Origin of the sequence: Caulobacter endophyticus, from assembly GCF_029543245.1 — a bacterium.
In the GTDB taxonomy this organism is placed as follows: domain Bacteria; phylum Pseudomonadota; class Alphaproteobacteria; order Caulobacterales; family Caulobacteraceae; genus Caulobacter; species Caulobacter endophyticus_A.
The window spans coordinates 94,784-119,261 of sequence record NZ_JARQWV010000002.1; the positions used below are offsets into that span (position 1 = coordinate 94,784).

The window sequence follows — 24,478 nt, forward strand, 5'->3', positions numbered from 1 at the left end:
TATGGCAAAGGCAGTTGATCCGCCGACATTGGCGTTAGGCATCGACGATCTCGTCGATTGGTTAGAGCTCACAGCGCTTTTTGACGAGTACGGTGTTGCGCGGGTCGACGCGTTGCTCGGCGCTCTGCTCGAACTGCAGGAGACAGCTGAGGACGACATTGCCGAACGCGATCGTCAGCGTGAGCAACTGATCGAGCGTTTGGAGAACGAGGTCCTGCTCCGGCAACGTAGTCTTGAGGGGGCTTACCCATTTGAACTCTCGCAGAGCGGCGAAGAGCTCAGCATAGACGCCGACTGGAGGCGACCTGAATTCGCGTTCTACCTTGTCTGCCTAATCACCTCCCATGTGACCGGTTCGGCGATCTTGCGGACGCCTCCGACGGATGAGCTTCTGGCTCGACTGCGCAACGACATTTTCCAAATCGTAGCCACGCTCGGTCTTGCGGGCTACTCTGCGGGCCCAGCCTTCAGTGTTGGCTGGCCGCGGCAAACCGGAGAGACAATCGTCCAGCTTCTTTCGAGAGCGGTCGCGGCAGGGGGCGGTTTCGATGTCCGGACTCCGCCAGGTCGTTATGTCTCGCCGCATGAGAAGGATGGCGGCGTAGACGTCATCGCATGGACTGCTGAAGCTGTTCCGCCGCCTTCGGCTTTCTACTTCGGTCAGACCGCAAGTGGAAAAAATTGGCCGTCAAAGCCCGTGAGAGATCACGCGAATACGTTTGGGCAGGCCTATATGCAAGATCACATGACGGGGAACAGGTTATACTTCACACTGATCCCCTTCCGGGTCTTGGATGATGCCTTCTGGCACTCTCAGAACCAGTTTCACATGGGCATCTTGGATCGTCTGCGGCTGCCGGCCCGCGCCTTGCAAGGTGTGCGCCTTGCTGAGCAGGGAACATTGGTCGACAACAGTGATCGCCTAGGTGACCTCACGCGATGGCTCGATGACTTTGTAGTCTATGCGCAGGCCGCCTGATCGTTAATCAAGACCTCTTGCTCTTTGCGTTTCTTCTGCAGGCTGTATGTTACGGCAAGATCGGCGATTGGCCGGTCGCTGTACAGTTCGCGGATTAGTGGGTGATCATCGTAGGTCAGCACCCAGTGTGGCAGCGTTCCATCCTGAAGGAGGTCGCTCAATGCGATATGCTTGGCCTCGTTCATCGCATTTAGATAGAGTCGCCCGCCCGCAGTCACATAGGGCGGGTCCACAAAAAATAGCGTTCTTTCGAGGTCCAGGCGTTTGGTCGACTTGGACAGAAACGTCAGCGCGTCTTCCTGAGTCAGCTTAATGCGGTCTTTGACAGAGCCGAGCCAGAGAACCCGCTCGACCAGCGCTTCACGGTTGAAGCGGGCGTCGATCTTCCAGTTGCCCTTCTGATCGTAACCTCCGATCGGGCCCGCGCCGATCACGATGCCAGAACGGCTTGTCCGGTTGAGGAAGAAAGTCGCGAAACCAAGCTCAAAGCTGGGCTCGCTGCTTCCCTCGACTACCTTTTTGAGGGCGTGCCACGTTTCGAGGTCGACGGGGGTGTCGAGGATCGCCTGGGCGAATCTGTCCGTGTTTTCGAGAATCGCCTGCCATGCCGAAAACACTTTCGGATCTGCATCGTTGAGGTGAATCTCGTCGACAGCGTTAAGCTTCAGAAGTATGACCGCCGATCCAGCGCCCCCACAAAAAGGCTCCGCATAGTATCTTGCCCCCTCTGGCAGGCAGCTGATGCGCCCGTGAAGATATTTGTAGAGAAACGCCTTTCCGCCTGGATAGCGGAACGGTGAGACCGAGCGCATGTAGGGCAATTTGTCCATTGGTGCGCTCACTAGCCTTGACCTCTCAACCCACCTCGATGCGCTTGATTCGCTCTGGAAGCGTGGACAGCTAATTAACATCGCCGGCCGGGCTGCGTCGACCGTCCCTCGACGCTCATCGCTTTTCGCCCGTCACGGGCCATAGAGCAGGGTGCCGCGTAGAAGCAGCGCGGGGCGTGCAGTCAGGCCGAATTGCGCCGACTACCTTAGAGACGATTGATTTGCCAAGGGCTGCGAGCAGCCTCCAGCTGAAATTCTTGCTCTTTCATGTCCGCAAGCCTTCCTTGCTCGATTGGTCTTCGGCGCGAGCCGGTCGCTCGCCAAGTTATCTCTGTATGGGCTGCGGTACTATTCGGGAGGCGAGGTCTCCACGCCGCCTTGGCCGGCAGCGCGCTTGAGCGGTGCGACAAAAGTCGTTTCCCAGGCCCGGGTCACGCGCCGCTCAAGTTCGTCGGATAGGGCTGAGTTTGCATTAAACCAGGCGCGCATCTTGCTGGCCACGCCCTCGCGGTAATTGCCACGGCCAAGGCCGTACTCGCTTTCGCAATCGTCCCACATCTCCTGCGCCTTGCCCAGCGGATCGCGATAGACAGCGACGGCGTGGTGGCGCGCGGCGTTGACGAAATCCGCCTCCCACCGAGGAGCGTTCGCACGCACTTGTTCCAGGAAGCCCTGAGCGACGGCGAACTCTGGGTTGTTCAGATCCGACTCGATAATGGCGTTGAGCGCGGTTATGACCTGCGAGGAGGCGACCTTGGACTCGGCAGCGGCACCATCGCCAAGATATTGCAGTACGTCGAAGTTCCAGAACCGACCGGCGCGCGTCGTGGTTGCCCAGACGGTGCGGGCGTGAAGATATGTGACCGCGCTGAGAAGCCGCTGGTAGGCGGGCCTGGGCGAGCGCTTGAATTCCGCGTTGCGGACCGCAAACCGGTCGAGATTGGCGCTGACTGCAGACAGGGCGGCGAGTGCTGCAGCCTCGGCGCGGTTCTCAATCATCTGGTCGATTGCGGCGATCGTCGCGTGCGCAGCGGTTGCCTGCGCTTGGCGCATAGCGCTAATCCGCCCCATCACGAAGTGCGTCAGCGTTGCCGGATCGTCGACCCCGGCGTCGAAGGCGATCGCGTCAATACCTGCAAGGCCAAGCTTCTGCATGGCCGTTTCGACTTGGCCAAGCTTGATGTCGTAGCCTTCCTCTGCGTCTTGGGCGGTGTCGCCGGAGTCGTAGCGCATGGACATTGCATCGCCTGGACGCGCCAGCGGAACGATCGCAACACGGTCCAAAAGCGCAGGGTCGGCCGTCGTCTCTATCACGTGCGTTAAAAGTTTCTGGGCGCTCGGATCAGGGGCGCTGCCCCACTTTGAGCAAAGGAGCGTCACCGCGCGCTGGTCCTTCAGGTGCTGGAGGATGTCCGTACGGATAGCCGTGTCGTCTACGCCGCGGGTATCGACGATCGCGATCGACAGCCCCGTATCGCTGACCAGCGGAAACGGAACGGTGATGGTGATGTTGGTCGGCAGTGAGAAATCTGGATGACGGCCGTTATTGATCGCGATGAACGTAGATCTTAGCCATTGCTTGCCAACCTGCAGGTCGACGCCATCGAACTCGATGGTGCGGCGGCTGCGGCGCCAGAGGCTCAGCCGGGCTGCAAACTCCGCTGAAAAGTCCTCGAAGCTATTGAGGGTAGCGGAAAGCTCCTGGGCGGGGTCGGGGGCGGGCGGCGCGCCTTTGCGACCACTGCCGCGCGGTCGAGGCAAGTTGGCCATGTTGCGCAGCGCGCGCTCGATTTCTTCTGCGGGCTTGTAGTCGGCCATAGAGGCCTCGCTCGAATCGCCCGTCTTTTCCCTGACGGCTTTGCAAATCTCGGCGACGAAACGGTAGATTTCCTCGTTGCTGGCAGGCTCGACCGAGAGCGCAAACCGTTCGCCCGCTTCTACCCGCACATCACACAGGGTCGTACGGCCGCCACCCGTATCGAGCAGCATTCCCTTCAGGTCTGAAGCCGTCGCAGGGTCGAGAACCAGTCCGGCCTGGCGACAGGCTGCAGTCGTTTTGCCGACACCGATTTCGCCGACATAGACGATCTCGTGGTCTAGCGCGAGTAGGTAGCTGCCAGCCTCCATCAACCTGCCTTGAAGTAGCTGCGCCTGGCCCGCCAGGACTGTAGGAATCTGGCCATCCCCGAGGAAGTCGCGAACGCGGGCCAGTCCGCCTTCGATCTCCACCAGGGCTTCCAAGTCCGGGTGTCGCAGGGACGGGCGCGGAAGGATGCTCCATTCCATTTCCAGCAGGTGGCCAATTGCGGCTGCTTCTTGAGTGCCTAGCGCGTCTAGGTAGGCAGAAACGTCAGCGTCGTCGCCGTCCCCGGCCTCGATGCGCGATACTCGCGTCTGGTTGGCGCTCATACGCTCGGCCACCTGCTTTTGGGTCAGCCCGGAAGCGTTCCGAAGGTCGGCCAGGATGGCTCCAGTCTCGACGGTCATGACAATTTCCCGCATTCAATTTAAGAATGAATATATTCACATGAATGAAGAATGCAATCCGAACTGAAAGGGGTGTCCTTGAATTCGCCTCTGCGGGGCTCGGTGGGGGGGCAACGGCTAGGCGCGCTTTGGTGGCGCATCGCTCAAGCGATAGCGGTGTTACCGGAGTGAGGGGCGGACGGCTCAGGCTGCTGCGATGAGTCTTCCTTACTCTGCCGTTTCCGAGCTGAGCGTCGCCTGCCTGGAGGCGAGCCGACGGCAGCAAATGGAGCGCTCAGTCGCCGATGAGGCCTTTTCGGCCTGTTGTTTGCGACCGCCTCGCATCATTGACGGTCTAAAGTGGCAAATGGGTACGCGTTAAGTTGCAACGACAGCACTGTGGCGGCCCGGGAGGGACTCGAACCCCCGACCTTCGCTTTAGGAAAGCGCTGCTCTATCCTGCTGAGCTACCGGGCCGCGTGCGTGGCGGAGAGGGTGCATAGCGCATGTTGCGTCGGGTGCGAAGTCTGACAGTCATGGCGGCGCGGCGGATTGTCGCAAGGCGGCGTGCGGAAATATCGAAAGGCGCCGCTTCAAAGCCTTGATCTGGTTCGACTGTGCGTCGCCTGGAAGACTCTGTTAACCTTCCCGGCAACCGTGAGTAGATGCGTGCGTCATCACGCCTCTTGTTGTTGTCCTGTCCACGCGTGCTAGGCTCGCGTTCCAGTGGATCCGCGAGCGTCCTTTCGTATGTTGGATATGGCCGAGCACGACCTGTCGGACGGCGAAGACGATTCCGCCCTCCTGACTCTGGTCGAAACGATCGAGGAGCTCTCGGCGACCCGGACCATCGATGAGGTGGCCGCGGTGGTCCGCTCTTCCGCGCGCCGAATCTCGGGGGCCGACGGCGTGGCCTTCGTCCTGCGCGACAACGACTGCTGCTGGTATCTGGACGAGGACGCGATCGGCCCGCTGTGGAAGGGCAAGCGCTTCCCTCTGACCGCCTGCATCTCGGGCTGGTCGATGCTGAACCGCCAGACGGTGGTGATCCCCGACATCTACCAGGACGACCGCATTCCGCACGACGCCTACCGGCCGACCTTCGTCAAAAGCCTGGTGATGACGCCGGTGCGCACCCGCGATCCGATCGCGGCCCTCGGCGCCTACTGGGCCAGGGAGCACACGCCGCCGCCCGAGATCGTGGCCAAGCTGCAGGTGATGGCCCGCGCCACCGCCGCGGCCCTGGAGAGCGGCCGGCTGCACGCCTCGCTGAACAAGGAGCTGGAGCGGCGCACCTTCCTGATGCGCGAGCTGGACCACCGGGTGAAGAACACCCTGGCCTCGGTGCAGTCGATCGCCAGCCAGACCCTGCGCACGGCCGCCTCGCCGCAGGCCTTCAACGAGTCGTTCGAGTCGCGCCTTCTGGCCCTGTCGCAGGCCCACGAGCTCTTGACCAAGCAGGCCTGGGGGAAGGCCCAGCTGCGCGAGATCCTGGCCGCCGCCCTGCGTCCGTTCGGCGGGCTGGAGGACGGCCGATTCGTGGTCGAGGGACCGCCGATCGAGATCACGCCCGAGGCGGCGGTGGCGGTGCACATGACCCTGCACGAACTGATCGTCAACGCCGCCAAGTACGGAGCGCTGTCGGTTCCGGCCGGCCAGGTCTTCGTGACCTGGCGCGTCGAGGACGAGGGCGGCGCCCATCCCACCTTCGCCCTGGAATGGCGCGAGCGCGGCGGTCCGCCGGTGACGGCGCCGTCGCCGCAGGGCGAGGGCTTCGGCTCGCGGCTGATCCGGCGGGGGCTGTCGCGCGACCTGGGCGGGGCGGCGAGCCTGGATTTCGCGCCCGAGGGCCTGGTCTTCACCTTCCGCGCCCCGCTGTCGCAAAGGCTGGCGGCGGCATGAGCGGGCGTCGGATCATGATCGTCGAGGACGAGGCCCTGGTGGCCATGATGGTCGAGGACCTGCTGACCGATCTCGGCTGCGAGGTCTCCGGTTCGTTCGGCGCCGTGGGCGAGGCCCTGGCCTATCTGGACGACGGCAAGCCGCCGCTGGACGGCGCGGTGCTCGACATCAACATCGGCGGCGAGATGGTGTTTCCCGTGGCCGAGGCCCTGCGGGCCAAGGGCGTGCCGTTCGTCTTCGCGACCGGCTACGGCGCCCTGCCGCGCAAGGGCTTCGAGGACGTTACCGTGCTGTCCAAGCCGATCAATTTCGGTCACCTGCGCGACGCCGTGCATGGGTTCGGCCAAGCGGCCTGACGGCGTCTTCCTCGGCGAAATCCTTAAGTAGCCGCGATCCGCTCGGCTCGCGTTGACCTCAACCGTGGTTGAGGTTCTAGAGGCTTCGTGGGTCAGGCGCTCCCACGCGGGGAGCCGCGCTTTCGGAGCCCACGCCATGCCTCTCTTTCTGCAACGCCCGCGCTGGGTTCCCGTCCTGGCCTGGCTGCTGGCCGGGTTCTTCGTGTTCGGGGCGGTCGGCAATCTCCTGGCGCCGCCCGACATCGCCGCCAGCTATCGGCGCTGGGGCTATCCGGACTGGTTCCACTTCGTGACCGCCATCCTGGAACTGGCGGCGGCCGGGCTGCTGGCCTGGCGGCGCGCGCGACCGGTCGGCGCAGGGCTGGCCGCGAGCGTGATGGGCGCGGCAGTGCTGACCGTGCTGCTGCACCGCGACCTTGGCCACCTGCCGCCGCCGCTCGTGGTGCTGGCGCTTGCGGCGCTGGTCGGCTGGGGCGCGCTACGAGGTCGGACCTAGCCAAGGTCGCCGTTCCGGCGCCGAAGCGGGGGAGGTTTAGTGTCGAAAGGTTCGATTTGGTGTCGCGGCCGATGCAATCGGAACCCTTGCGGCAAGGCTTCGGCATGAAGGCGAGACGCTTCGCCAGCCATAATTGGTAGCGCTAAACCCCTGCAACCCTTGCGCGCCGTGGCCGAAAGGACGCAGGCGGGAGTGGAAAGCGGCGAGGCCCCCGAGGCAGGTTTGACTTGGGAAGGCGGGATGAATAATCGCTATTGAGAATCATTATCGTTCTCGAAATGCGAGCCTCCCCGATGTCCCGTTCCTTGCGCGCCTTCCTCCTCGCCGCCGCCATGAGCCCGGCCGTCCTGGCCGGCATGGCCCACGCCGACGAGGCTCCGGCGGCCGACGCCTCTTCGGCGGACAGCAATGTGGACGGCGTGGTGGTCACCGGGGCCCGCGCCCGCTCCACCGGCGCGACCGGCCTGGACCTCAGCCTGCGCGAGACGCCGCAGTCGATGACCATCGTCGGCCAGCAGCAGATCCGCGACTTCGGCCTGACCAGCGTCACCGACCTCTTGGACCGCGTGGTGGGGATCAATGTCGAGCGGGTCGAGACCGACCGCACCTATTTCAACGCCCGTGGCTTCGACGTGACCAACTTCCAGGTCGACGGCGTGGGCCTGCCGCTGAACTGGGGCATCCAGTACGGCGAGATCGACACCATCCTGTTCGATCGGGTCGACGTGGTGCGCGGCGTCAACGGCCTGACCACCGGCGTCGGCAACCCGTCGGCCACGGTCAACTACATCCGCAAGCGCCCGATCGCCGGCTTCCAGGCCTCGGCCGCGGCCCAGTATGGTTCCTGGAACGACAAGCGCCTGGAGGCCGACGTCTCGGGCTCGCTGAACGCCTCGGGCACGCTGTCGGGCCGCCTGATCTACGCCAACCAGGACCGCGACTCCTATCTCGACCACTACAAGGTCAACCGGAACGTCTATTACGGCGTGCTGTCGTGGGACGTGACGCCGAAGCTGAACGTCACCGGCGGCTACTCGCAACAGGACAACCTGGCCACCGGCGTGCTGTGGGGCGCCCTGCCGATGAGCTTCTCGGACGGCTCGCGGATTCCCTACAAGCGCTCTGCCAGCACCGCAGCCGACTGGACCTACTGGGACGTCAACGACAAGACCGCCTTCGTCGAGGCGTCGTACGTGTTCGACAACGACTGGGTCGCAAAGGCCACCTACACCCACAAGGACGTCGAGCAGAACGCCAAGCTGCTCTACGCCTCGGGCTATCCGGACAAGACCACGGGCCTGGGCATCGGCGGCTTCGTCGGCCGCTACCCGTCGGAGTCCAAGCAGGACCTAGCCGATCTGAGCTTCAACGGTCCGGTGTCGCTGTTCGGCCGCAGCCACCAGTTGGTGTTCGGCGCCAGCTATGCCGAGCAGACCCGCGAGGACTTCGCCTCGTCGGGCGCGACCTATCCGGCCTATCCGTCGGTCTACAGCTGGGGCAGCGTCGCCGAACCGACCACCTATACCGACCTCTACTCGGCCGCCCAGATCAAGGATCGCCTGACCCGCCTGTTCGGCGCGGCGCACCTGAACTTCACCGACCGGCTGAAGGGCGTGGTGGGCTTCAACGCCGTCGAGCAGAAGTCCTCGGGTACATCGTACAATGTCGACCAGGGCCGCACGGTCTCCAAGACCAGCCCCTATGCCGGCCTCGTCTTCGACGTCACGCCCCACGTGTCGCTGTACGGCAGCTACGCCGACATCTTCAATCCGCAGGTCGAGGTGGATTCCGGCAACCGCAAGCTTGACCCGGTGCAGGGCGAAAGCTTCGAGGCCGGCGTGAAGAGCGAGTGGTTCGGCGGCAAGCTCTACGCCAGCGCCGCGGTGTTCAAGGTCGAGCAGCAGAACCTGGCGACCGCCGCCGGCGCCTTCCCGATCGACAGCACCGTCGGCCAGCCCGGCGCCACCTACTACACCGGCGTCGACACCACCTCGAAGGGCTACGAGCTGGAGGTCAGCGGCATGGTCACCGACCGCTGGCAGGTCGCCGCCGGCTGGACCCAGCTGTCGCTGGAGGACAAGGACGGGGAGGACGCCCGCACCTTCCTGCCGCGCAAGAGCCTGAAGGTCTCGACGACCTACAGCTTCCCCGAGTGGCGCAACGCCAAGGTCGGCGCGTCGCTGCGCTGGCAGGACGAGGTCTCGGGCCTCGACACCTTCGTCGTGACCCAGAAGGCCTACGCCGTGGTCGACCTGATGGGCAGCGCCGACCTCACCGACCAGATCAAGGTCACGGTCAACCTCCGCAACCTGTTCGACGAGACCTACCTCAACAGCGTGATGTGGGGGCAAGCCTACTACGCCGCGCCGCGTAACGCCTCGGTCCGCCTTGACTATCGCTTCTAAGAATCATTCCTAGAAACATCCTTGAGGAGCCGGCGCGACCGACCGCGCCGGCTCCGCTTGGTTCCGAGCAACCGGAGGCGACCGAATGGACGCGCGCAATCTCGACACGCCCTACGCGCCGCCCGCCGCGCCTCCGCCGGTGCGCAAGGCCGCCGGCGCGGCGAAAGCCGTGCGCGCGGCCGTGCGGCCGACCCTGACCTTCATCCACCGCTGGGTGGGGCTGATCATGGCCGGCTTCCTGTTCATCTCGGGCGTCACCGGCGCGGTGATCTCGTGGGACCACGAACTGGACGACGTGCTCAATCCGCACCTGATGCACGCCAGGTCCGACGGCCCGGCCCTGCCGACGCTGGACATCGTCAAGGCGGTCGAGGCGCGCGATCCCCGGGTGATCGTCTCCTACTTCCCGCTGGTGGCCGAGCCCGGCGAGACCCTGGCCATCGGCGTCGACGCCCGCCAGGACCCCAAGACCGGCAAGCATTACGAGCTGGGCTACAACCAGGTGTTCATCGACCCGGCGACGGGCGTCGAGCAGGGGCGGCGCGAGTGGGGCGCGGTCTGGCCGATCAAGACCGAGACCTTCGTCTCGTTCCTCTACGTGCTGCACTACACTCTGCACATTCCCGAATTCTGGGGCATCGACCGCTGGGGCATCTGGCTGCTGGGCGTTATCGCGGTCCTGTGGACGCTGGACTGCTTCGTCGGCTTTTACCTCACCCTGCCGCCGGGCTCGGCCAACGGCCGCAAGCCGGCCAAGAGCTTCTGGAGCCGCTGGAAGCCGGCCTGGCAGATCAAGACCAAGGCCAGCGCCTACCGCATCAACTTCGACATCCACCGGGCCTTTGGCCTGTGGCTGTGGGGCGTGCTGTTCGTCGTGGCCTTCACGGCCTTTTCGCTGAACCTCTACAGCGAGGTGTTCTATCCGGTGATGTCGAAGATCTCGAAGGTGTCGCCGACGCCGTTCGACACCCGCGTGCCGACCAGCCACGACAACCCAATCCTGCCCAAGCAGACCTACGAGACGATCATCGCCAAGGCCAAGGCGGACGCACAGGCGCGCGGCTTCACCGCCCCTGTGGGCGGGGCCTTCTACTCGGCCCACTACGGAATCTACGGCGTGGCCTTCCACAAGGTGGGCGACGACCACGGCGCCGGCGGCGTGGGTCCGCCCTACCTCTATTACGACGGCGCCGACGGCCGTTACCTGGGCGAGCGCCTGCCGTGGAAGGGCACGGCGGCCGACATCTTCGTCCAGGCGCAGTTCCCGCTGCACTCGGGCCGGATCCTGGGGATCCCGGGCCGCATCCTGATCTCGCTGACCGGCCTGGTGGTCGCCGCGCTCAGCGTCACCGGCGTGGTCATCTGGCTGAAGAAGCGCCGGGCCCGGGTGCTGCGGAGGAAACCGGCCTAAGAGCGGGGAATCTTCAGGCCGTCCAGATAGCGTTCGGTCGCGGCGATGTAGACGGGCCAGGCCTCGGGTCTGGGCGCCTCGTCCACGACGTCGATGCTCACCGCCAGGCCGTCGGCGGTGAAGAAGCCGATCCGGCATTTGGCGGGGAGGGAGGCAGAGAGGCTGCACTGGGCGCTCACGGGCGTCGGACGCAGGCGGCCGGCCGGCGCGAGATATTGCCGGACATGGCCGGACGGCGGCCCGGCGAGCCAGACCGGCGAGCCGTTCCAAGGCTCGGCCCTTGCCGGAATGATGATCTGATCCGGATCGCCCTTGGCCCGGACGATCAGGGCGGCGACCTTGCCAAGGTCGGGATCGGTCTGGCGGGCGGGCCCCAGGTCGTTGCCCGAGCTGACGAAGCTGTCGATCGAAAAGGGCGGGGCGGCGTCGTCCTGGCAGTAGGCCCAGTAGCCGTCCGGGGCTCGATGCTGGTTGCTGCGGATCTGGACCTTGCGGTCCGGGGCGATGAAGGCCGGTCGGATGGAGACCGGAACGCCGTAGCTCTGTCCCGAAAGATCGACGCGGACCACCGTGGCCGGATGGCAGGCCGCCCGCTGAGGCGGCCCGGTCAGGATCAGGGCCGCCAGGCCGGCCAGCGGCAGGATGATCGCCAGGGCGAGGAAGGCCGGCTTGCGGGCGAAAAAGCTCATGGCCCAATCATGCGCGCCTCAACTTTACGGGGAGTTGCGCGGTCAGCAGCTCGCATGTCCGCTGCGGGTCCAGGCGGCCGAGGCCTGCGCGAGCCGGCGCAGGACGGCCAGGTCCACGTCGGCCAGGCGCTTGATGTAGACGCAGGACACGGCCGAGCGGTGCTTGCCCAGCTTAGCCAGCAGCGCCTCGCGCTCGGGGAAGTCGGAGGCGAAGTAGAGCACCAGCTCGGTCTTGCGCGGTGAGAAGCCGAGCAGGGGCCAGTCCATCGGCTTGGCGCCGCCGGTCGAATAGGATCCGAAGCCGACGATCGAGGGACCCCACATCACCGCGGGGGCGCCGGCGATCTCGGCCAGCAGGTCGCGGACGACCGCCGCGTCGGCCTGGCGGGCGGGTGGCGAGGCGGCCAGGAAGTCGTCGACGCTGGCGTCCGTGGGGCGGGTCTTGGGTTCGCTGGCCATGACCAGCATCCTGCAACGAAAAACGCCCCCGGCGAAACCGGGGGCGTCTTCGAAAACGTCGTGCTGAGAAGGAGGCCTTTAGGCCGCCTTGACCAGCGACTTGGTCAGGATGCCGATGGCGGCTTCGCGGTCGATGCGCTCGATGGCGGCGACTTCGCGGGCCATGCGGTCCAGGGCCGATTCATAGAGCTGGCGCTCCGAATAGGACTGTTCCGGCTGGTTTTCGGCGCGGTGCAGGTCGCGGACCACCTCGGCGATCGAGACGAGGTCGCCCGAGTTGATCTTGGCTTCGTATTCCTGGGCGCGACGCGACCACATGGTGCGCTTCACGCGGGCGCGGCCCTTCAGGGTGGTGAGAGCCTGGCTGACGACGTCGCCTTCGGCGAGCGGACGCAGGCCGGCGACCTTGGCCTTCTTGGTCGGAACGCGCAGGGTCATCTTCTCGTGGTCGAAGGTGATGACGTAAACCTCGAGCGACATCCCGGCCACTTCCTGGGTCTCGATGCCCTGGATCGTCCCCACGCCGTGGGCGGGATAGACGACGTGATCGCCGACCGAGAATTCCAGACCGCTCTTGCTCATTCGTTCGTCCTCATAAAATTGGGCTTGCGCCCAAAACGCCGTTTCCAAACATTCCAAAAGGCGATAGCAACCCGACCGTCGGAGAGGCGGGGCCAAGTCGGATCAGGATTTGGAGTGTCTCTTAAGTCACCCTTCGCCTTCGATCGGGCGAGCCGTTGGAACGGCTGTCGTCTTCCACGAGACATGCAGGTGCGAGGCCGCACCCGTCACGTCGAGGGCGACAATATCATAAAAATCAGCCTCATGAAAGGCTTGCGACCCCAAGCTGGGGTATGGCGGCCCGAATCCGGCCGCTAAAGCCCGCCATTTTTGGATGGACCATCCAAAAATGGTCAGTGGGCTTTAGACTCAAACATCTCAAGCGCGCCCGAGCGGGTTAGCCGCATACACCTAACCCTGGCGCGCTCGCAGCCCGTATTTTGCGGGGATCAGGAGCCCTTGCCGGGCTTTTCGCTGAAGTACTTCTCGAATTTGCCGGTCTCGCGCTCGAAGTCGGCGCGGTCGGCCGGCGGCTCGCCCTTCACGGTGATGTTCGGCCAGACCTTGGCGTATTCGGAATTGATCCGCAGCCACTTGCCGTCGGCGTCGTCCTCGGTGTCCGGCTTGATGGCGTCGACCGGGCATTCCGGCTCGCAGACGCCGCAGTCGATGCATTCGTCGGGATTGATCACGAGGGTGTTCTCGCCCTCGTAGAAGCAATCCACCGGGCACACCTCGACGCAGTCCATGAACTTGCAGCGGATGCAGGCGTCGGTGACGATGTAGGTCATCGGAACTTGGCGGCTTTCTGGGACGGACTTAACGCGGCCGCGTTTTCGGAGCGACGGCGCCGAATGTCAATGCGGCGCCGTGCGCGAGGCCCGCAGGATTTCTCATGGCGCCCGCAGGACGACAGGCAAAATCGTCGCAGATCCCCCCGACGTCGGCTTCCCGACGATGCACAACGGCGTTCGTCGAAAGATACCTTTTCTTATGGAAGAGCGTTTCACTGTGCGGTTGAGGACGCGTTCAAGAACAACGTCGGGAAACCGACAGCAGAAGCTCTCCATGGCCCTTAAGCCCGCGCCGTTCATGGCGGCCGACGATATTCACGCGCAACTTCGGCTTCGAATGGCCTCGTTCGAGGCCTTCGTCGCGCACGCCCCGTTCGCCGCGGCCCTGATCGACCGCAGCGGCCGGCTGGTCGCCGTCAGCCCCGAGTGGCGCGACGAGGACCTGACCCCGAACCTGCACCCGGGCGAGCCGTTCGTCCGCTGCCTGATGAATCTGGAGGATGTCGAGAGCCTGGAGCGCTGCCTTGCGTCTGGCGAGGCGTTCTCGCGCTATCGCGCCCAGACGGGCCAAGATGGCCAGCGGATCTGGCGCAGCGAGTTCGCCGCCTGCCGCAGCGACGAGGGCGTGATCTTCGCCGTCATGGTCACGGCCCGCGACGTCACCGGCTACGCCCAGACCGCGCTGCGGGCCGAGCGCAACGAGCAGCGGCTGAAGCTGGCGCTGGAGCTCGACGACCTGATGGTGCGTGAGGTCGATCTGAAGACCGGCGAGGTCTATGTCTCGGGCACCTGTCCCGAGCTCGAGAAGTGGTGCCTGTTCGATCGCGATCCGCTGGAGATCGTGCACGAGGACGATCGCGAGCGCATGGCCCAGATCATGCGCGCCCGCCGCGACGGCGAGGCCGCCGTGTTCGAGTTCCGCCTCAATCGCGACGACGGGGTCGAGACCTGGGTGCGCTCGGTTGGCAAGCGGTTCCTGGGCGCCGACGGCAAGCCCGAGCGCTTGGTCAACCTGTTCAAGGACATCACCGACCGCCGCCGCCAGACCGAGGCCGTCGAGAACCTGGCCTTCCGCGATCCGCTGACGGGCCTGCCCAATCGCGCCTATTTCCAGCGCAAGTTCCAGGAGGCGGTCGACGCCTCGGAGATGGCCGGCGAGATCTTCGGCCTGATCATGATCGACGTCGATCACTTCAAGGACATCAACGACACCCTGGGCCACGACGCCGGCGACGCCCTGCTGCGGCGCCTCGCCGACGTGCTGCGCCACGCCTTCCGCTCGGGCGACACGGTGGCGCGGCTGGGCGGCGACGAGTTCGCGGTGATCCTGCGCGGTCTGCACGGCGAGGGCGACATGCTGCGGCCGATCAAGGCGCTGCAGGAGCTGCTGCGCCAGCCGATCCAGCACGGGGGACGCAGCTTCTCGGTCAGCGCCAGCATCGGGGCGGCCCTGCACGGCGATCCCGACGCCGACCCGCACCACATCTTCAAGAACGCCGACATCGCGCTCTATCGGGCCAAGGACGAGGGGCGCAACCGCTCGATCCTGTTCGACCCGTCGATGCGCTCGGCCCTGGAGCAGCGGCTGGAGCTGCTGCGCGACGTGCGCGCGGCGATCGAGGCCGACGAGTTCATCCTCTACTACCAGCCGGTGATCGACCTGGAGACCGGTTCGGTGGCCGGGTTCGAGGCGCTGATGCGCTGGGCCCACCCCGAGCAGGGTGTGCTGACGCCCGATCGGTTCATGGCCGCCTTCGAGGATCAGGATCTTTCCCTGAAGCTGGGCGAGGTGGCGTTCGAGACGGCGCTGAAGCAGATGCGCGACTGGCTGGACGCCGGGGTCGAGTTCGGCCGGGTGGCGGTCAACATCTCGGCCGCCCAGTTCCGCTCGGGCCGGCTGGCCGAGGAGGTGCAGGAGCGTCTGGCCCGCTGGAACGTGCCGTGCGACCGCCTGACCATCGAGGTCACCGAGACGGTCTATATGGGCTGGGCCTCGGACGTGGTCAGTGACACGGTGCGCAAGCTGCACGCCGCCGGGGTTATGATCGCGCTCGATGATTTCGGCACCGGCTACGCCAGCCTGGCCAACCTGCGGCAGTTCCCGATCGACCGCCTGAAGATCGACAAGGGCTTCGTCCAGAACACCGAGGACGCGGCCATCGTGAAGGCGGTGATCACCCTGGGCTCGTCCATGGGCATGAAGGTGGTCGCCGAGGGCGTCGAGGACCGCGAGCAGCTGGAAGCCTTGGCCGCCTATGGCTGCGACCAGGTCCAGGGCTACCACTTCAGCCGCCCGATGCCGCCCGAGAAGGCGCCGGGGTTCCTGGCCGGGTTCTCGCTGTAGGGCGAAAGTTATCCACAGACGGCGGCCGCCTATCTCACCTTCTCCCATGGGGAGAAGGAGGGGCCCGCGCCGCGGGCGTGGGAGGATGAGGGGGGCGCAGGGGCGGCTCTAGGGCCGCCGACCCTACTTCTTGCCCAGGTCGGTCTTGCTGATCTTGCCCTTGTCGATGATCCAGACGTCCTTGCCGGCGTTCGTGCCGACGGCGAGCGGCATCCTGTAGAGGGTGCTGAGGAACACGTGGGTCTCGACGGGGGTAGGCGAGACGATGTGGCTGGCGAAGGCCAGGGCCGGCTTGCCGTCGGCGGCCTTGGGCTTCTCGATCAGCAGGCACGAGGCCGACAGGGCGTCGACGCGCCGAACCGTCTTGCCGTCGGCGCCGACGAAGATCCGGTAGTGGCCGCCGATCGGGATCGCCCCGGCGGCCGGGGCGGGGGCCAGCAGCCAGACGATCCAGCCGTCGCCGTCGGGGTTCTTGACGAGGGCGGCGTTATAGCCCGCGCGGCAGGCGCCGGGCTGGGCGGCCGCCGCGGCCTGACGGGCCGAGAAGGCCAGGCGCTCGTCGTCGGTCAACTTGCGGTCGGCCGGCTCGGTGACCGGGCCCGCGCCCTTGCCGTCGACGACGACGTCATAGCCGACCTCCAGCCCGTTCCCCTTGTCGCGAAGAAAGCGAACCTTGGCGGTCTTGCCGTCGTCCTGCACCAGCCAGCCCTTGAGGCCGGCGCCCTGCAGGTCCTTGACCTTGGCGGTCAAGGCGTCGCTGGCCAGCCAGGCGGCGATGTCCTGGCGGTAGATGGCGTTCCCGAAGGCCTCGATCTGCGGCAGGTCGTAGGCCTGGATGGGCGCGACAGGCTTGGCCGGGGCCTTGCTGGTGGCGGCCGCCGACCCGGAGGAGGGCTGGGCGTGCGCGACGCCGGAAAGCAGAAGGGCCAGGCTGACGGCCAGGGCCGGACGGAACGACGCCACGCAGGTACTCCCCCAGGATGCAACTCATCCCAAGGTAGCGATTGGCGCGGCGGCGTCCATGGGGAAAGAGGGGGTAATCAACCCTGTCCCAGAGGGAGCAAGGTCCGCGCTACCCCTCCAGCGCCTCGTACAACCCGCGGGCCTCGGTGGCGGGACCTCGGCGCTCGCCGCAGTCGAGGACGCGCACGTTCACCAGCCTGCCGCCGATGGCGAAGACCAGCACGTCGCCGGCCTTGAGCGCGCGCGAGGGCTTGTCGATGCGGCTGTCGGGGGCGCCGGCGCGGGTCAGGCGGATGCGGCCCTCGTCGACGAAGCGGGCGGCCATCGAGCGGGTCTTGAAGAAGCGGGCGCGCCACAGCCAGACGTCGGCGCGGCAATGGTCGTCGTTGTGGTGAGCCTCGTCGCTCATGAGGCGGCCTTTTCGGGCCCGGCGGCGGCCGGCTTGCGGCGGCGGGGCTTCTTGCGGCGCGCGGGCGGAGGCGGCGGCTCGGTCAACTTGGCCAGGGCGGCGAACGGCGAGTCGGGCCGGGCCTTGACGGGCTTGGGCTCCAGCCGCTGGGCGCCGCGCCGCTTCCAGATGATCGGGGCGTCGGGCTTGGCGCGCACGGCTGGGGTGTAGTCGAGCGAGCGCAGCACCGACGAGGCCTCGGCCGGGGTCCAGCCCAGGGCTTCCAGCGCGGCGGGAGTCAGCACCACGCCGCCGGGGCGCTGTTCGGCCCGCAGCAGGGCGTCGAGCTTTTCCAGGGTCTCGACCGGAACCAGGTGCTTGCCGGCGATGCGCAGGCCGCTGGCGGCCAGGGCGCGCGGCGCGGGCGGCGGCGCGGGCAGGGGCGCGAGGCCGACCAGCGGTCCGCGCCAGCCGCCGGGGTCGAGCGCCCGGGCGCAGGCGATGGCCTCGGGCTTCAGCACGCCGGGGGCGTAGAGCGAGAAGGCGCCGATGCGCACGCCCAGACTTTTCAGCGTGCGGCGCTCGGCCTGGCTGAGCGCCTTCAGCTCGGGATCGAGCGGACGCTTGTCGAGCACGCCGCCGGCTTCCAGCAGACGGTGGGCGACGCCGCGCGGCAAGCCGCGCAGCTCGCCGCCGGCCAGGGCCGCCTGCAATTTGCGCAGGGGCGACAGATGGCGGTCGACCTCGGCGGCCAGGAAGGCGTCGAGGCGGCGTTCGGCCCGTTCACGGGCGGGCGCGGGGCCAAGCTCGCCCAGCAGCCGGGCGCGGGGCGACAGGAGGTCGCCGCCCGAGCGCACGGCGCCGGCCGCCTCGCCGCGCCAGAGGATCGCGCCGTCCGGGGTCAGGGCGAAAGCCTCGTCCGGCTCGGCGGCCAGCAGGCCCAGGCGCCGGGCGATTTCGGGCCCGACCGCGCGCTGGGCGGCGTTGCGCAGGGCGCGCTCCTCCAGCGGCGTCGAGGCCTTCTCGGGGATGAAGGTGACGCCGGTCAGCCGGCCGACGACCTGACCCTCGACGCTGACCTCGCCGTCCGGGGCGACCCCGGCCAGCAGCACCTCGCGCTCGCCCAGCTGCTTCATCAGCACGCTGGTGCGACGGTCGATGAACCGGGCCATCAGCTTTTCGTGCAGGGTGTCGCTTATCTTGTCTTCCAGCTCGCGGGTGCGGCCCTGCCAGTGGGCGGGGTTGGACAGCCAGTCGGGGCGGTTGGCGATGTAGGACAGGGTGCGCACGCCCGACAGCCGCGCGGCCAGGCTGTCGATCTCGCCGTCGGTGCGGTCCAGCGCCTTGAACTGGCCGTTTATCCAGTCTTCCGGCAGGCGCTTGCGGCCGGTGGTCAGGTCGTCGAACAGGGTCTTGACCATCCGCTGGTGGTCGTCGTCGGTGGTCTTGCGGAAGTCGGGGGTCTGGCAGACGTCCCACAGCTTCAAGAGGGCCGAGCGGTCGGTCTTGCAGCGGGCGACGACGTCCTCGTGGGCGGCCAGCTTGCGCAGGGTGCGCTCGTCCAGAGCCTCCTGCGAGAGGGTCAGGCCGGTGCGGTTGGGCGGTTCCGACAGCGAGCGCAGCAGGCCCTGGAGCGAGCCGAAGTCGAGGCGGGCGTTGCGCCACTCGGCGGCCCCCACCGGCTGGAAGCTGTGCTCCTCGACGGCCTGGACCAGGTCCTCGTCCATCTCCTCGCAGTCGCCCGTGACGCCGAAGGTGCCGTCGCGGGTGTAGCGGCCGGCGCGGCCGGCGATCTGGCCGACCTCCTGCGGGTGCAGCCAGCGGGTGCGGCGGCCGTCGAACTTGCGCAGGCCGGCGAAGGCCACGTGGTCGACGTCCATGTTCAGGCCCATGCCGATGGCGTCGGTGGCCACCAGGAAGTCGACCTCGCCGCTCTGGTAGAGGGCGACCTGGGCGTTGCGGGTGCGGGGCGAGAGGCTGCCCATGACCACGGCCGCGCCGCCCCTTTGACGGCGGATCAGCTCGGCGATCGCGTAGACGGCGTCGGTGGAGAAGGCGACGATCGCGGTGCGCCGGGGCAGGCGGGTCAGCTTCTTGGAGCCGGCGTAGGACAGGTTGGAGAACCGCTCGCGGCCGACGATCTCGGCGTCGGGCAGCAGGTGGCGGACCAGCGGGGCCATGGTGGCCGCGCCCAGCAGCATGGTCTCGAACCGGCCGCGGGCGTGCAGCAGGCGGTGGGTGAAGATGTGGCCGCGCTCGGGATCGGCGCACAGCTGGATCTCGTCGATGGCCACGAAGTCGACCTCGCGGCCCAGCGGCATGGCCTCGACGGTGCAGACGAAATAGGCCGCGCGCGGCGGGACGATCTTCTCCTCGCCGGTGATCAGGGCGACGGCCGCCTTGCCGCGCAGCTTGACGATGCGGTCGTAGATCTCGCGCGCCAGCAGGCGCAGCGGCAGGCCGATCATCCCCGAGCCGTGGCCGAGCATCCGCTCGACGGCCAGGTGGGTCTTGCCGGTGTTGGTGGGGCCCAGGACCGCGGTGAGCCGCGACGGGGCGAGGCCAGTGGAACGGTCGCTCATGACCCTCCGAAAGTGGGGCGGGAATCGTGGCGAGGCAAGCTCGGGCTTGGTGGGGGTGGCCGCCTTCGCCCAAAGGTTGCGTTGTCGGCGTAGTCGTGTGAAATGCATGTGAGTGAATGTTCACATTTTGAGGCGATGGAATGTCCGGTGCATCGGTCGGCGCGTCGATCGCGCTTCTGCTGGCGAGCGGCGGACAGCCGCTGTTTCCGCCGTCGCTCTCCCTGAAGGAGGACCGGGCGGATACTTCCTTCGCCTATGCGGCGACGGCCAGCACCGCCGTCGTCGGCGAGGCCTCGGGGCGCCGCTATGTCGACCACGTCGGCGACAACGATCTGCGGGCCGGCGCGCCTGCAGGCGGCTATCCGCTCTGCACGCCCGACACCCTGGCCCGGTTCGTGGGGGACCGGCGGGATTTCTGCATGGTGGCCAAAGGCAGCTGGGGTTTGGGCGACTGTCGCTGGCGGGCCTGGTGCGCACCGGTGATCGTGGCGCCCGAACTGGCCAGGGACCCCCGCTGGGGACCGGTGATCGAACATGCGCTGAGGAAGCCCTGCGCTGTCCTTTCGTCGCCCTACGAGATGACCAAGACCGAGCGGCGGCGCAAGGCCAGGGGTCTGATCTTCAGCCAGCTCGGGTTGTGGCGGGAGATGAAGTGCTCGCCCTTCCGGTCCCGCAGGATTGTCAGACTGGAGTACCAGGAGGCCTACTCGGCCTACTTCGTCCACTATCGCTGAAGCGGGGCGAGCTGTTGGTCTGGCCGGGCCCCAGGATGCGACGATCCGCCGCCCGGGCCGTAAACCATGCTGGACGGCGTGACCGGCTATGAGGACAGCAGAGTTCCTCCCGCTCGCGCTTATCCCGGCCAAGGACCCATGTTCGCCACGCTTCGGTGTTTGGATCAGCACGACCCGACGCTGGTGATATGGGCGCTTCTCGTCTGCCTGGCCTCGATGGCCGTGGGCGTGCACGCCTATCACCGGGGGGCGACGGCGGCGGGACCGGCCCGCATGGCGTGGGTCCTGCTGACGGGGCTGGTGCTGGGCAGCGGCGTCTGGGCCACGCACTTCATCGCCATGCTGGGCTTCCAGCCCGGACTGCGGCTCAGCTTCGACGAGCCGATGACGGCCCTGTCGTTCGTCGTGGCGCTGAGCGGCCTGGCGGGCGGCGCGGGCCTGGCCATGACCGCCACCGGGTGGGCGCGACGCCTGACCGGCGGGGCGATCTGCGGCGGGGCCATCGCGGCCATGCACTTCGTCGGCGTCTCGGCCATGCGGCTGCCGGCGCTGATGATCTGGCGGGCCGACCTGGTGGTCGCGGCGGTGCTGATCGCCGCGTTTTTCTCCGCCCTGGCCTTCGCCGGCCTGCGGCGCGAGAGCGGCCTGCGCGGGCGGGCGGCCTCGATCCTGCTGCTGGCGGCCGCCGTCTGCGGCCTGCACTTCGTGGGCATGGGCGCCGTCACCCTGCTGCCGATCGCCGACGTCGAGGCGGCGGGCCGGTTCACGCGCGATGAGCTGGCGCGCTCGGTCATCGCCATGGTGTCGATGATCGTGCTGGCCGGCGGCGGCATGCTGCTGACCCACCGCCTGGCCCATCGCTCGGCCTTCGCCACCCTGCGCTCGGCCCTCAATCGGGCGCCGATCGGCCTGGGCTATTTCGACCGCAACAACCTGCTGCAGGTGTGGAACGCCACCCTGGCCGACTTCGCGCGGCCCTATGGCCTGACCCTGGCGCAGGGCATGAGCCTCTCCGAGATCGCCGAGCGCACGGCGATGGACGCCAAGGCCCGGCAGGCGGCCAAGGCGGTGCTCGATGCGGTCGACGACCAGGTGGGCGAGTGGGTGTCGCCCGACACCTTCAGCTCGCCCGACGGCCGCTTCCAGTCGTTGAAGCTGACGCCGGCCGAGGACGGCGGCTTCCTGCTGATCATCACCGACATCACCGAGCACGTGACGGTGACCGAGCGCGAGATCGAAGCCCGGCGCCTGGCCGAGGGCGCCAGCCGGGCCAAGAGCGAGTTCCTGGCCAATATGAGCCACGAGATCCGCACGCCGCTGAACGGCATACTGGGCATGACCCAGGTGATGTCGCGCGAGGCCCTGGACGAGGCCCAGCGCGAGCGGCTGGAGATCATCGGGGCCTCGGGCGCGGCCCTGCTGGAGATCCTCAACGACGTTCTGGACCTGTCCAAGATCGAGGCGGGCCGGATGGAGCTGAACGAGGCCCCGTTCGACCTGGAGGAGACGGTGCGCCTGGCCCTGGCGCCGTACGCGCCGCTGGCCGCCGAGAAGGATCTGTCGCTGACCCTGACGGTGGACGAGGCCGCAGCGGGGGCGTGGCTGGGCGACGCGCCCCGCCTTCGCCAGATCCTCGGCAACCTGGTGGTCAATGCGGTGAAGTTCACCGACCAGGGCGGCGTGGCCGTGTCCGTCGAGCGGCGCGAGGCGGGCCTGCGCTTCATAGTGGTCGACACCGGCGAGGGGGTGTCGGAGGCCGACCGCGCGCGGATCTTCAAGGCCTTCACCCAGGCCGACGCCTCGGCCACCCGGCGCCATGGCGGCACCGGCCTTGGCCTGACCATCTCGCGCAGCCTGGCCGAGCGGATGGGCGGCGGGCTGTGGCTGGAGAGCCGCGAGGGCGAGGGGGCGACCTTCGGCGTCGACCTGCCCCTGGTCCCGCTGGCCAAGGCGGCGGCGACGCAGGTCGTCTCGTCCGCCGCCCCCGCGGTCCCGCAAGGCGCACTGCGCATCCTGGCGGCCGAGGACAATCCGGTGAACCAGACCGTGCTCCAGGCCCTGCTGGCGCCGTTCGAGGTCGAGCTGACCCTCGCCGCCGACGGCCGCCAGGCCGTGGCCGCCTACGAGGCCGATCCGGCCATCGACCTTGTGCTGATGGACATCCAGATGCCCGAGCTCAACGGCCTAGCCGCCGCCGAGGCCATCCGCGCGTTCGAGGCCGCGCACGGCCTGGCCGCCGTGCCTATCATCGCGGTGACCGCCAACGCCATGCCCCATCAGGTCGAGACCTATTTCGCCGCCGGCATGACCGGCTTCGTCGCCAAGCCGCTGAACCTCGCCGACCTGCTGGCGGCGATCGAACAGGCGACGAGCCCGAAGGCGGACGCGGCTTAGGGGGTCTATTACCCCTCCCCCTTGATGGGGGAAGGGAGAAGGCGCCCTACCGCCCGAAAACCACCTTGCCGTCGACCACCGTCAGGATCGGCTGGGCCTTCAGGATCTCGGCTTCCGGCACAGTCATCAGGTCGCGGTCGAAGGCGGTGAGGTCGGCGGCCTTGCCGGGCTCGAGCGTGCCGCGCTGCTGGTCGGTGAAGGCGGCATAGGCCGGGGCCCAGGTCAGCATGCGCAGGGCTTGCTGGCGGCTGACGGCCTCTTCGGGATGCCAGTCGGCGTTGGAGAAGCCGGTCAGGCTCTTGCGGGCGACGGCGGCGTAGAACTCGATGCGCGGATCGCCGACCTCCACGGGGGCGTCCGAGCCGGCGGCCACGACCGCGCCGCTGTTGAGCATGTCGGCCCAGGCATAGGCGCCCTTCAGGCGATCCTTGCCCAGGCGGGCGGGCGCGAAATAGAGGTCGCCGATGGCGTGGCTGGGTTGCATCGAGGCCACCACGCCCATCTTCGAGAAGCGCGGCAGGTCGGCGGCGTCGACCACCTGGGCGTGCTCGATGCGCCAGCGGCGGCCGGTGTCGGAGCCCAGCACCTCGCCGAACCAGTCCAGCACCATGCGGTTGCCGCGGTCGCCGATGGCGTGCATGGCGACCTGGGCGTTCACGGCCCGCGCCTTCTGCATCAGGGCCAGGCCCTGTGCATGCTCGGTGAGGACGAGGCCCAGGCCCTCGGCGTCGCTGTAGGGCGCCAGCAGGGCTGCGCCGCGCGAGCCCAGCGCGCCGTCCATGTATAGCTTGATCCCGCGCAGGCGGATCAGGCCGGTCGGATCGGCGCTGGGGCCGGTCTTCAGCACCTCCTCGGCGCCGGAGGGATCCATGTAGTTGTCGACCCGCAGGAAGAAGCGGCCCTCGGCGGCCAGCTGGCGCAGCTGGTCGAGGTCGGCGGCCTCGACGCTCATGTTGCCGAGGCCCGTCCAGCCGCGGCCGGCGTAGAGCTGGCCGGCCGTCTCCAGCGCCTGGCGCTTGAGGGCGGGGGAGGGCGGCGGGATGACGCCCTCGACCAGGGCCTGGGCGTGGTCGACCAGCAGGCCCGTGGGCTCGCCCGTCTCGTCGTGCAGGATCTGGCCGCCGGCCGGGGCCTTGGTGTCGCGGCTCACCCCGGCCTTGGCCAGGGCGGCGCTGGAGGCGACCGCGGCGTGGCCGTCGGCGCGGCCCAGGACGATGATCCGCCCCGGCGCGGCGCGGTCGAGGTCGGCGCGGGTGGGAAAGCGCTTCTCGGGCCAGTGGGTCTCGATCCAGCCGCGGCCGTAGATGGGGGCGTCGCCCGGATGGGCCTGGGCGTAGGCGCGGACGGCCGCGACCAGGGCCTCGACGGAGTCGGTCCTGTCGAGGTTGAGGGTCAGTTCGCGCAGACCGATGCCGGTCAGGTGGGCATGGGCGTCGACGAAGCCGGGATAGGCCGCGCCGCCCTTCAGGTCGATGTCGCGGACGTCCTTGGCGGCCTTGGCGCGGGCGGCCGCCAGCGGGCCGACGAAGGCGATGGTCTTGTCGCGGGTCAGTACCGCTTCGGCGGGCGGGGCGCCGGTCACGCCGGTATGGATCGGCCCGCCGTGGACCAGGATATCGCCGGCCAGGGCCGGAACGGCGGTCAGGGCGAGGATGGCGGCGAGAGGGGCGATGCGGCGCAAGGGCGGTCTCCGAACTTCAGCGTGGAAAGGTAGAAGGCGCCGCT

General features: G+C 67.6%; 19 protein-coding genes and 1 tRNA gene. 9 read left to right on the plus strand and 11 right to left on the minus strand.

Translation table 11 applies throughout. The annotated features are described in order from the left end of the window. Position 1: 1 nt before the first annotated feature. Positions 2 to 979, plus strand: a complete 978-nt coding sequence (locus tag P7A99_RS02485; RefSeq protein ID WP_277792367.1) for a hypothetical protein — start codon at positions 2 to 4, stop codon at positions 977 to 979. Here P7A99_RS02485 and P7A99_RS02490 read toward each other — a convergent pair. The 3 genes from P7A99_RS02490 to P7A99_RS02500 form a co-directional block, all read right to left on the minus strand. Next, on the minus strand, positions 961 to 1,809 hold the full coding sequence (locus P7A99_RS02490) for a DNA adenine methylase (RefSeq protein WP_277792368.1): 849 nt from the start codon (positions 1,807 to 1,809) through the stop codon (positions 961 to 963). The genes P7A99_RS02485 and P7A99_RS02490 overlap by 19 nt on opposite strands. A 348-nt stretch (positions 1,810 to 2,157) precedes the next feature. Then, on the minus strand, positions 2,158 to 4,296 hold the full coding sequence (locus P7A99_RS02495; RefSeq protein WP_277792369.1) for a helix-turn-helix domain-containing protein: 2,139 nt from the start codon (positions 4,294 to 4,296) through the stop codon (positions 2,158 to 2,160). Positions 4,297 to 4,675: 379 nt separating this feature from the next. Beyond that, positions 4,676 to 4,752, minus strand: a tRNA-Arg gene (locus P7A99_RS02500). A 282-nt stretch (positions 4,753 to 5,034) separates the two neighbouring features. On the opposite strand from P7A99_RS02500, the gene P7A99_RS02505 reads away from it, so the two are divergent. The 5 genes from P7A99_RS02505 to P7A99_RS02525 all read left to right on the plus strand — a co-directional run bounded on the left by P7A99_RS02505 (position 5,035) and on the right by P7A99_RS02525 (position 10,845). Continuing rightward, positions 5,035 to 6,177 carry a sensor histidine kinase gene (locus P7A99_RS02505; RefSeq protein ID WP_347276676.1) on the plus strand — a complete coding sequence of 381 codons (1,143 nt, stop codon included), beginning with the start codon at positions 5,035 to 5,037 and terminating at the stop codon, positions 6,175 to 6,177. Continuing rightward, positions 6,174 to 6,533, plus strand: coding sequence for a response regulator (locus P7A99_RS02510; protein ID WP_116487773.1), 360 nt, complete (start codon positions 6,174 to 6,176; stop codon positions 6,531 to 6,533). The genes P7A99_RS02505 and P7A99_RS02510 overlap by 4 nt, the downstream gene beginning before the upstream one ends. Before the next feature lie 136 nt (positions 6,534 to 6,669). Next, positions 6,670 to 7,029: a DoxX family protein gene (locus P7A99_RS02515; protein WP_277792371.1), complete on the plus strand. Its 360-nt coding sequence runs from the start codon at positions 6,670 to 6,672 to the stop codon at positions 7,027 to 7,029. Between the two features lie 293 nt (positions 7,030 to 7,322). After that, entirely contained in the window at positions 7,323 to 9,434 is a 2,112-nt protein-coding gene (locus P7A99_RS02520) for a TonB-dependent siderophore receptor (RefSeq protein WP_277792372.1), read from the plus strand. 85 nt (positions 9,435 to 9,519) lie between these two features. Continuing rightward, the gene (locus tag P7A99_RS02525; protein WP_277792373.1) at positions 9,520 to 10,845 is read left to right on the plus strand and encodes a PepSY-associated TM helix domain-containing protein; all 1,326 of its coding nucleotides are present in this window, start codon (positions 9,520 to 9,522) and stop codon (positions 10,843 to 10,845) included. Here the strand turns inward: P7A99_RS02525 and P7A99_RS02530 are convergent. The 4 genes from P7A99_RS02530 to fdxA all read right to left on the minus strand — a co-directional run bounded on the left by P7A99_RS02530 (position 10,842) and on the right by fdxA (position 13,345). Next, entirely contained in the window at positions 10,842 to 11,534 is a 693-nt protein-coding gene (locus tag P7A99_RS02530) for a hypothetical protein (RefSeq protein WP_277792374.1), read from the minus strand. The two genes, P7A99_RS02525 and P7A99_RS02530, sit on opposite strands and share 4 nt — an antisense overlap. Before the next feature lie 42 nt (positions 11,535 to 11,576). Then, entirely contained in the window at positions 11,577 to 11,993 is a 417-nt protein-coding gene (locus P7A99_RS02535; protein WP_277792375.1) for a DUF1801 domain-containing protein, read from the minus strand. Between the two features lie 78 nt (positions 11,994 to 12,071). Continuing rightward, positions 12,072 to 12,575: a CarD family transcriptional regulator gene (locus P7A99_RS02540; protein ID WP_165257075.1), complete on the minus strand. Its 504-nt coding sequence runs from the start codon at positions 12,573 to 12,575 to the stop codon at positions 12,072 to 12,074. A gap of 428 nt (positions 12,576 to 13,003) precedes the next feature. After that, on the minus strand, positions 13,004 to 13,345 hold the full coding sequence (fdxA, locus tag P7A99_RS02545; RefSeq protein WP_058349269.1) for a ferredoxin FdxA: 342 nt from the start codon (positions 13,343 to 13,345) through the stop codon (positions 13,004 to 13,006). A gap of 277 nt (positions 13,346 to 13,622) precedes the next feature. Here fdxA and P7A99_RS02550 point away from each other — a divergent pair, with 277 nt between their 5' ends. Further along, positions 13,623 to 15,692 carry a putative bifunctional diguanylate cyclase/phosphodiesterase gene (locus P7A99_RS02550; RefSeq protein ID WP_431307634.1) on the plus strand — a complete coding sequence of 690 codons (2,070 nt, stop codon included), beginning with the start codon at positions 13,623 to 13,625 and terminating at the stop codon, positions 15,690 to 15,692. A 123-nt stretch (positions 15,693 to 15,815) separates the two neighbouring features. On the opposite strand, the gene P7A99_RS02555 is transcribed toward P7A99_RS02550, so the two are convergent. The 3 genes from P7A99_RS02555 to P7A99_RS02565 form a co-directional block, all read right to left on the minus strand. Beyond that, entirely contained in the window at positions 15,816 to 16,655 is an 840-nt protein-coding gene (locus tag P7A99_RS02555; RefSeq protein ID WP_277792376.1) for a hypothetical protein, read from the minus strand. Positions 16,656 to 16,764: 109 nt separating this feature from the next. After that, positions 16,765 to 17,064, minus strand: a complete 300-nt coding sequence (locus tag P7A99_RS02560; RefSeq protein ID WP_277792377.1) for an RNA-binding S4 domain-containing protein — start codon at positions 17,062 to 17,064, stop codon at positions 16,765 to 16,767. Further along, positions 17,061 to 19,625 (minus strand): helicase-related protein, encoded by a 2,565-nt coding sequence (locus P7A99_RS02565; protein WP_277792378.1) that lies wholly within the window; start codon positions 19,623 to 19,625, stop codon positions 17,061 to 17,063. Before P7A99_RS02565 ends, P7A99_RS02560 begins: the two co-directional genes overlap by 4 nt. Before the next feature lie 140 nt (positions 19,626 to 19,765). Between P7A99_RS02565 and P7A99_RS02570 the strand changes: the two genes are divergently transcribed. Both P7A99_RS02570 and P7A99_RS02575 read left to right on the plus strand, forming a co-directional pair. Continuing rightward, positions 19,766 to 20,359 (plus strand): hypothetical protein, encoded by a 594-nt coding sequence (locus P7A99_RS02570; RefSeq protein WP_277792379.1) that lies wholly within the window; start codon positions 19,766 to 19,768, stop codon positions 20,357 to 20,359. A 138-nt stretch (positions 20,360 to 20,497) separates the two neighbouring features. Then, positions 20,498 to 22,753, plus strand: coding sequence for an ATP-binding protein (locus P7A99_RS02575; protein WP_277792380.1), 2,256 nt, complete (start codon positions 20,498 to 20,500; stop codon positions 22,751 to 22,753). A gap of 46 nt (positions 22,754 to 22,799) precedes the next feature. Here P7A99_RS02575 and P7A99_RS02580 read toward each other — a convergent pair whose 3' ends face one another. Beyond that, the gene (locus P7A99_RS02580; protein WP_277792381.1) at positions 22,800 to 24,434 is read right to left on the minus strand and encodes an amidohydrolase; all 1,635 of its coding nucleotides are present in this window, start codon (positions 24,432 to 24,434) and stop codon (positions 22,800 to 22,802) included. Between the last annotated feature and the right edge of the window lie 44 nt (positions 24,435 to 24,478).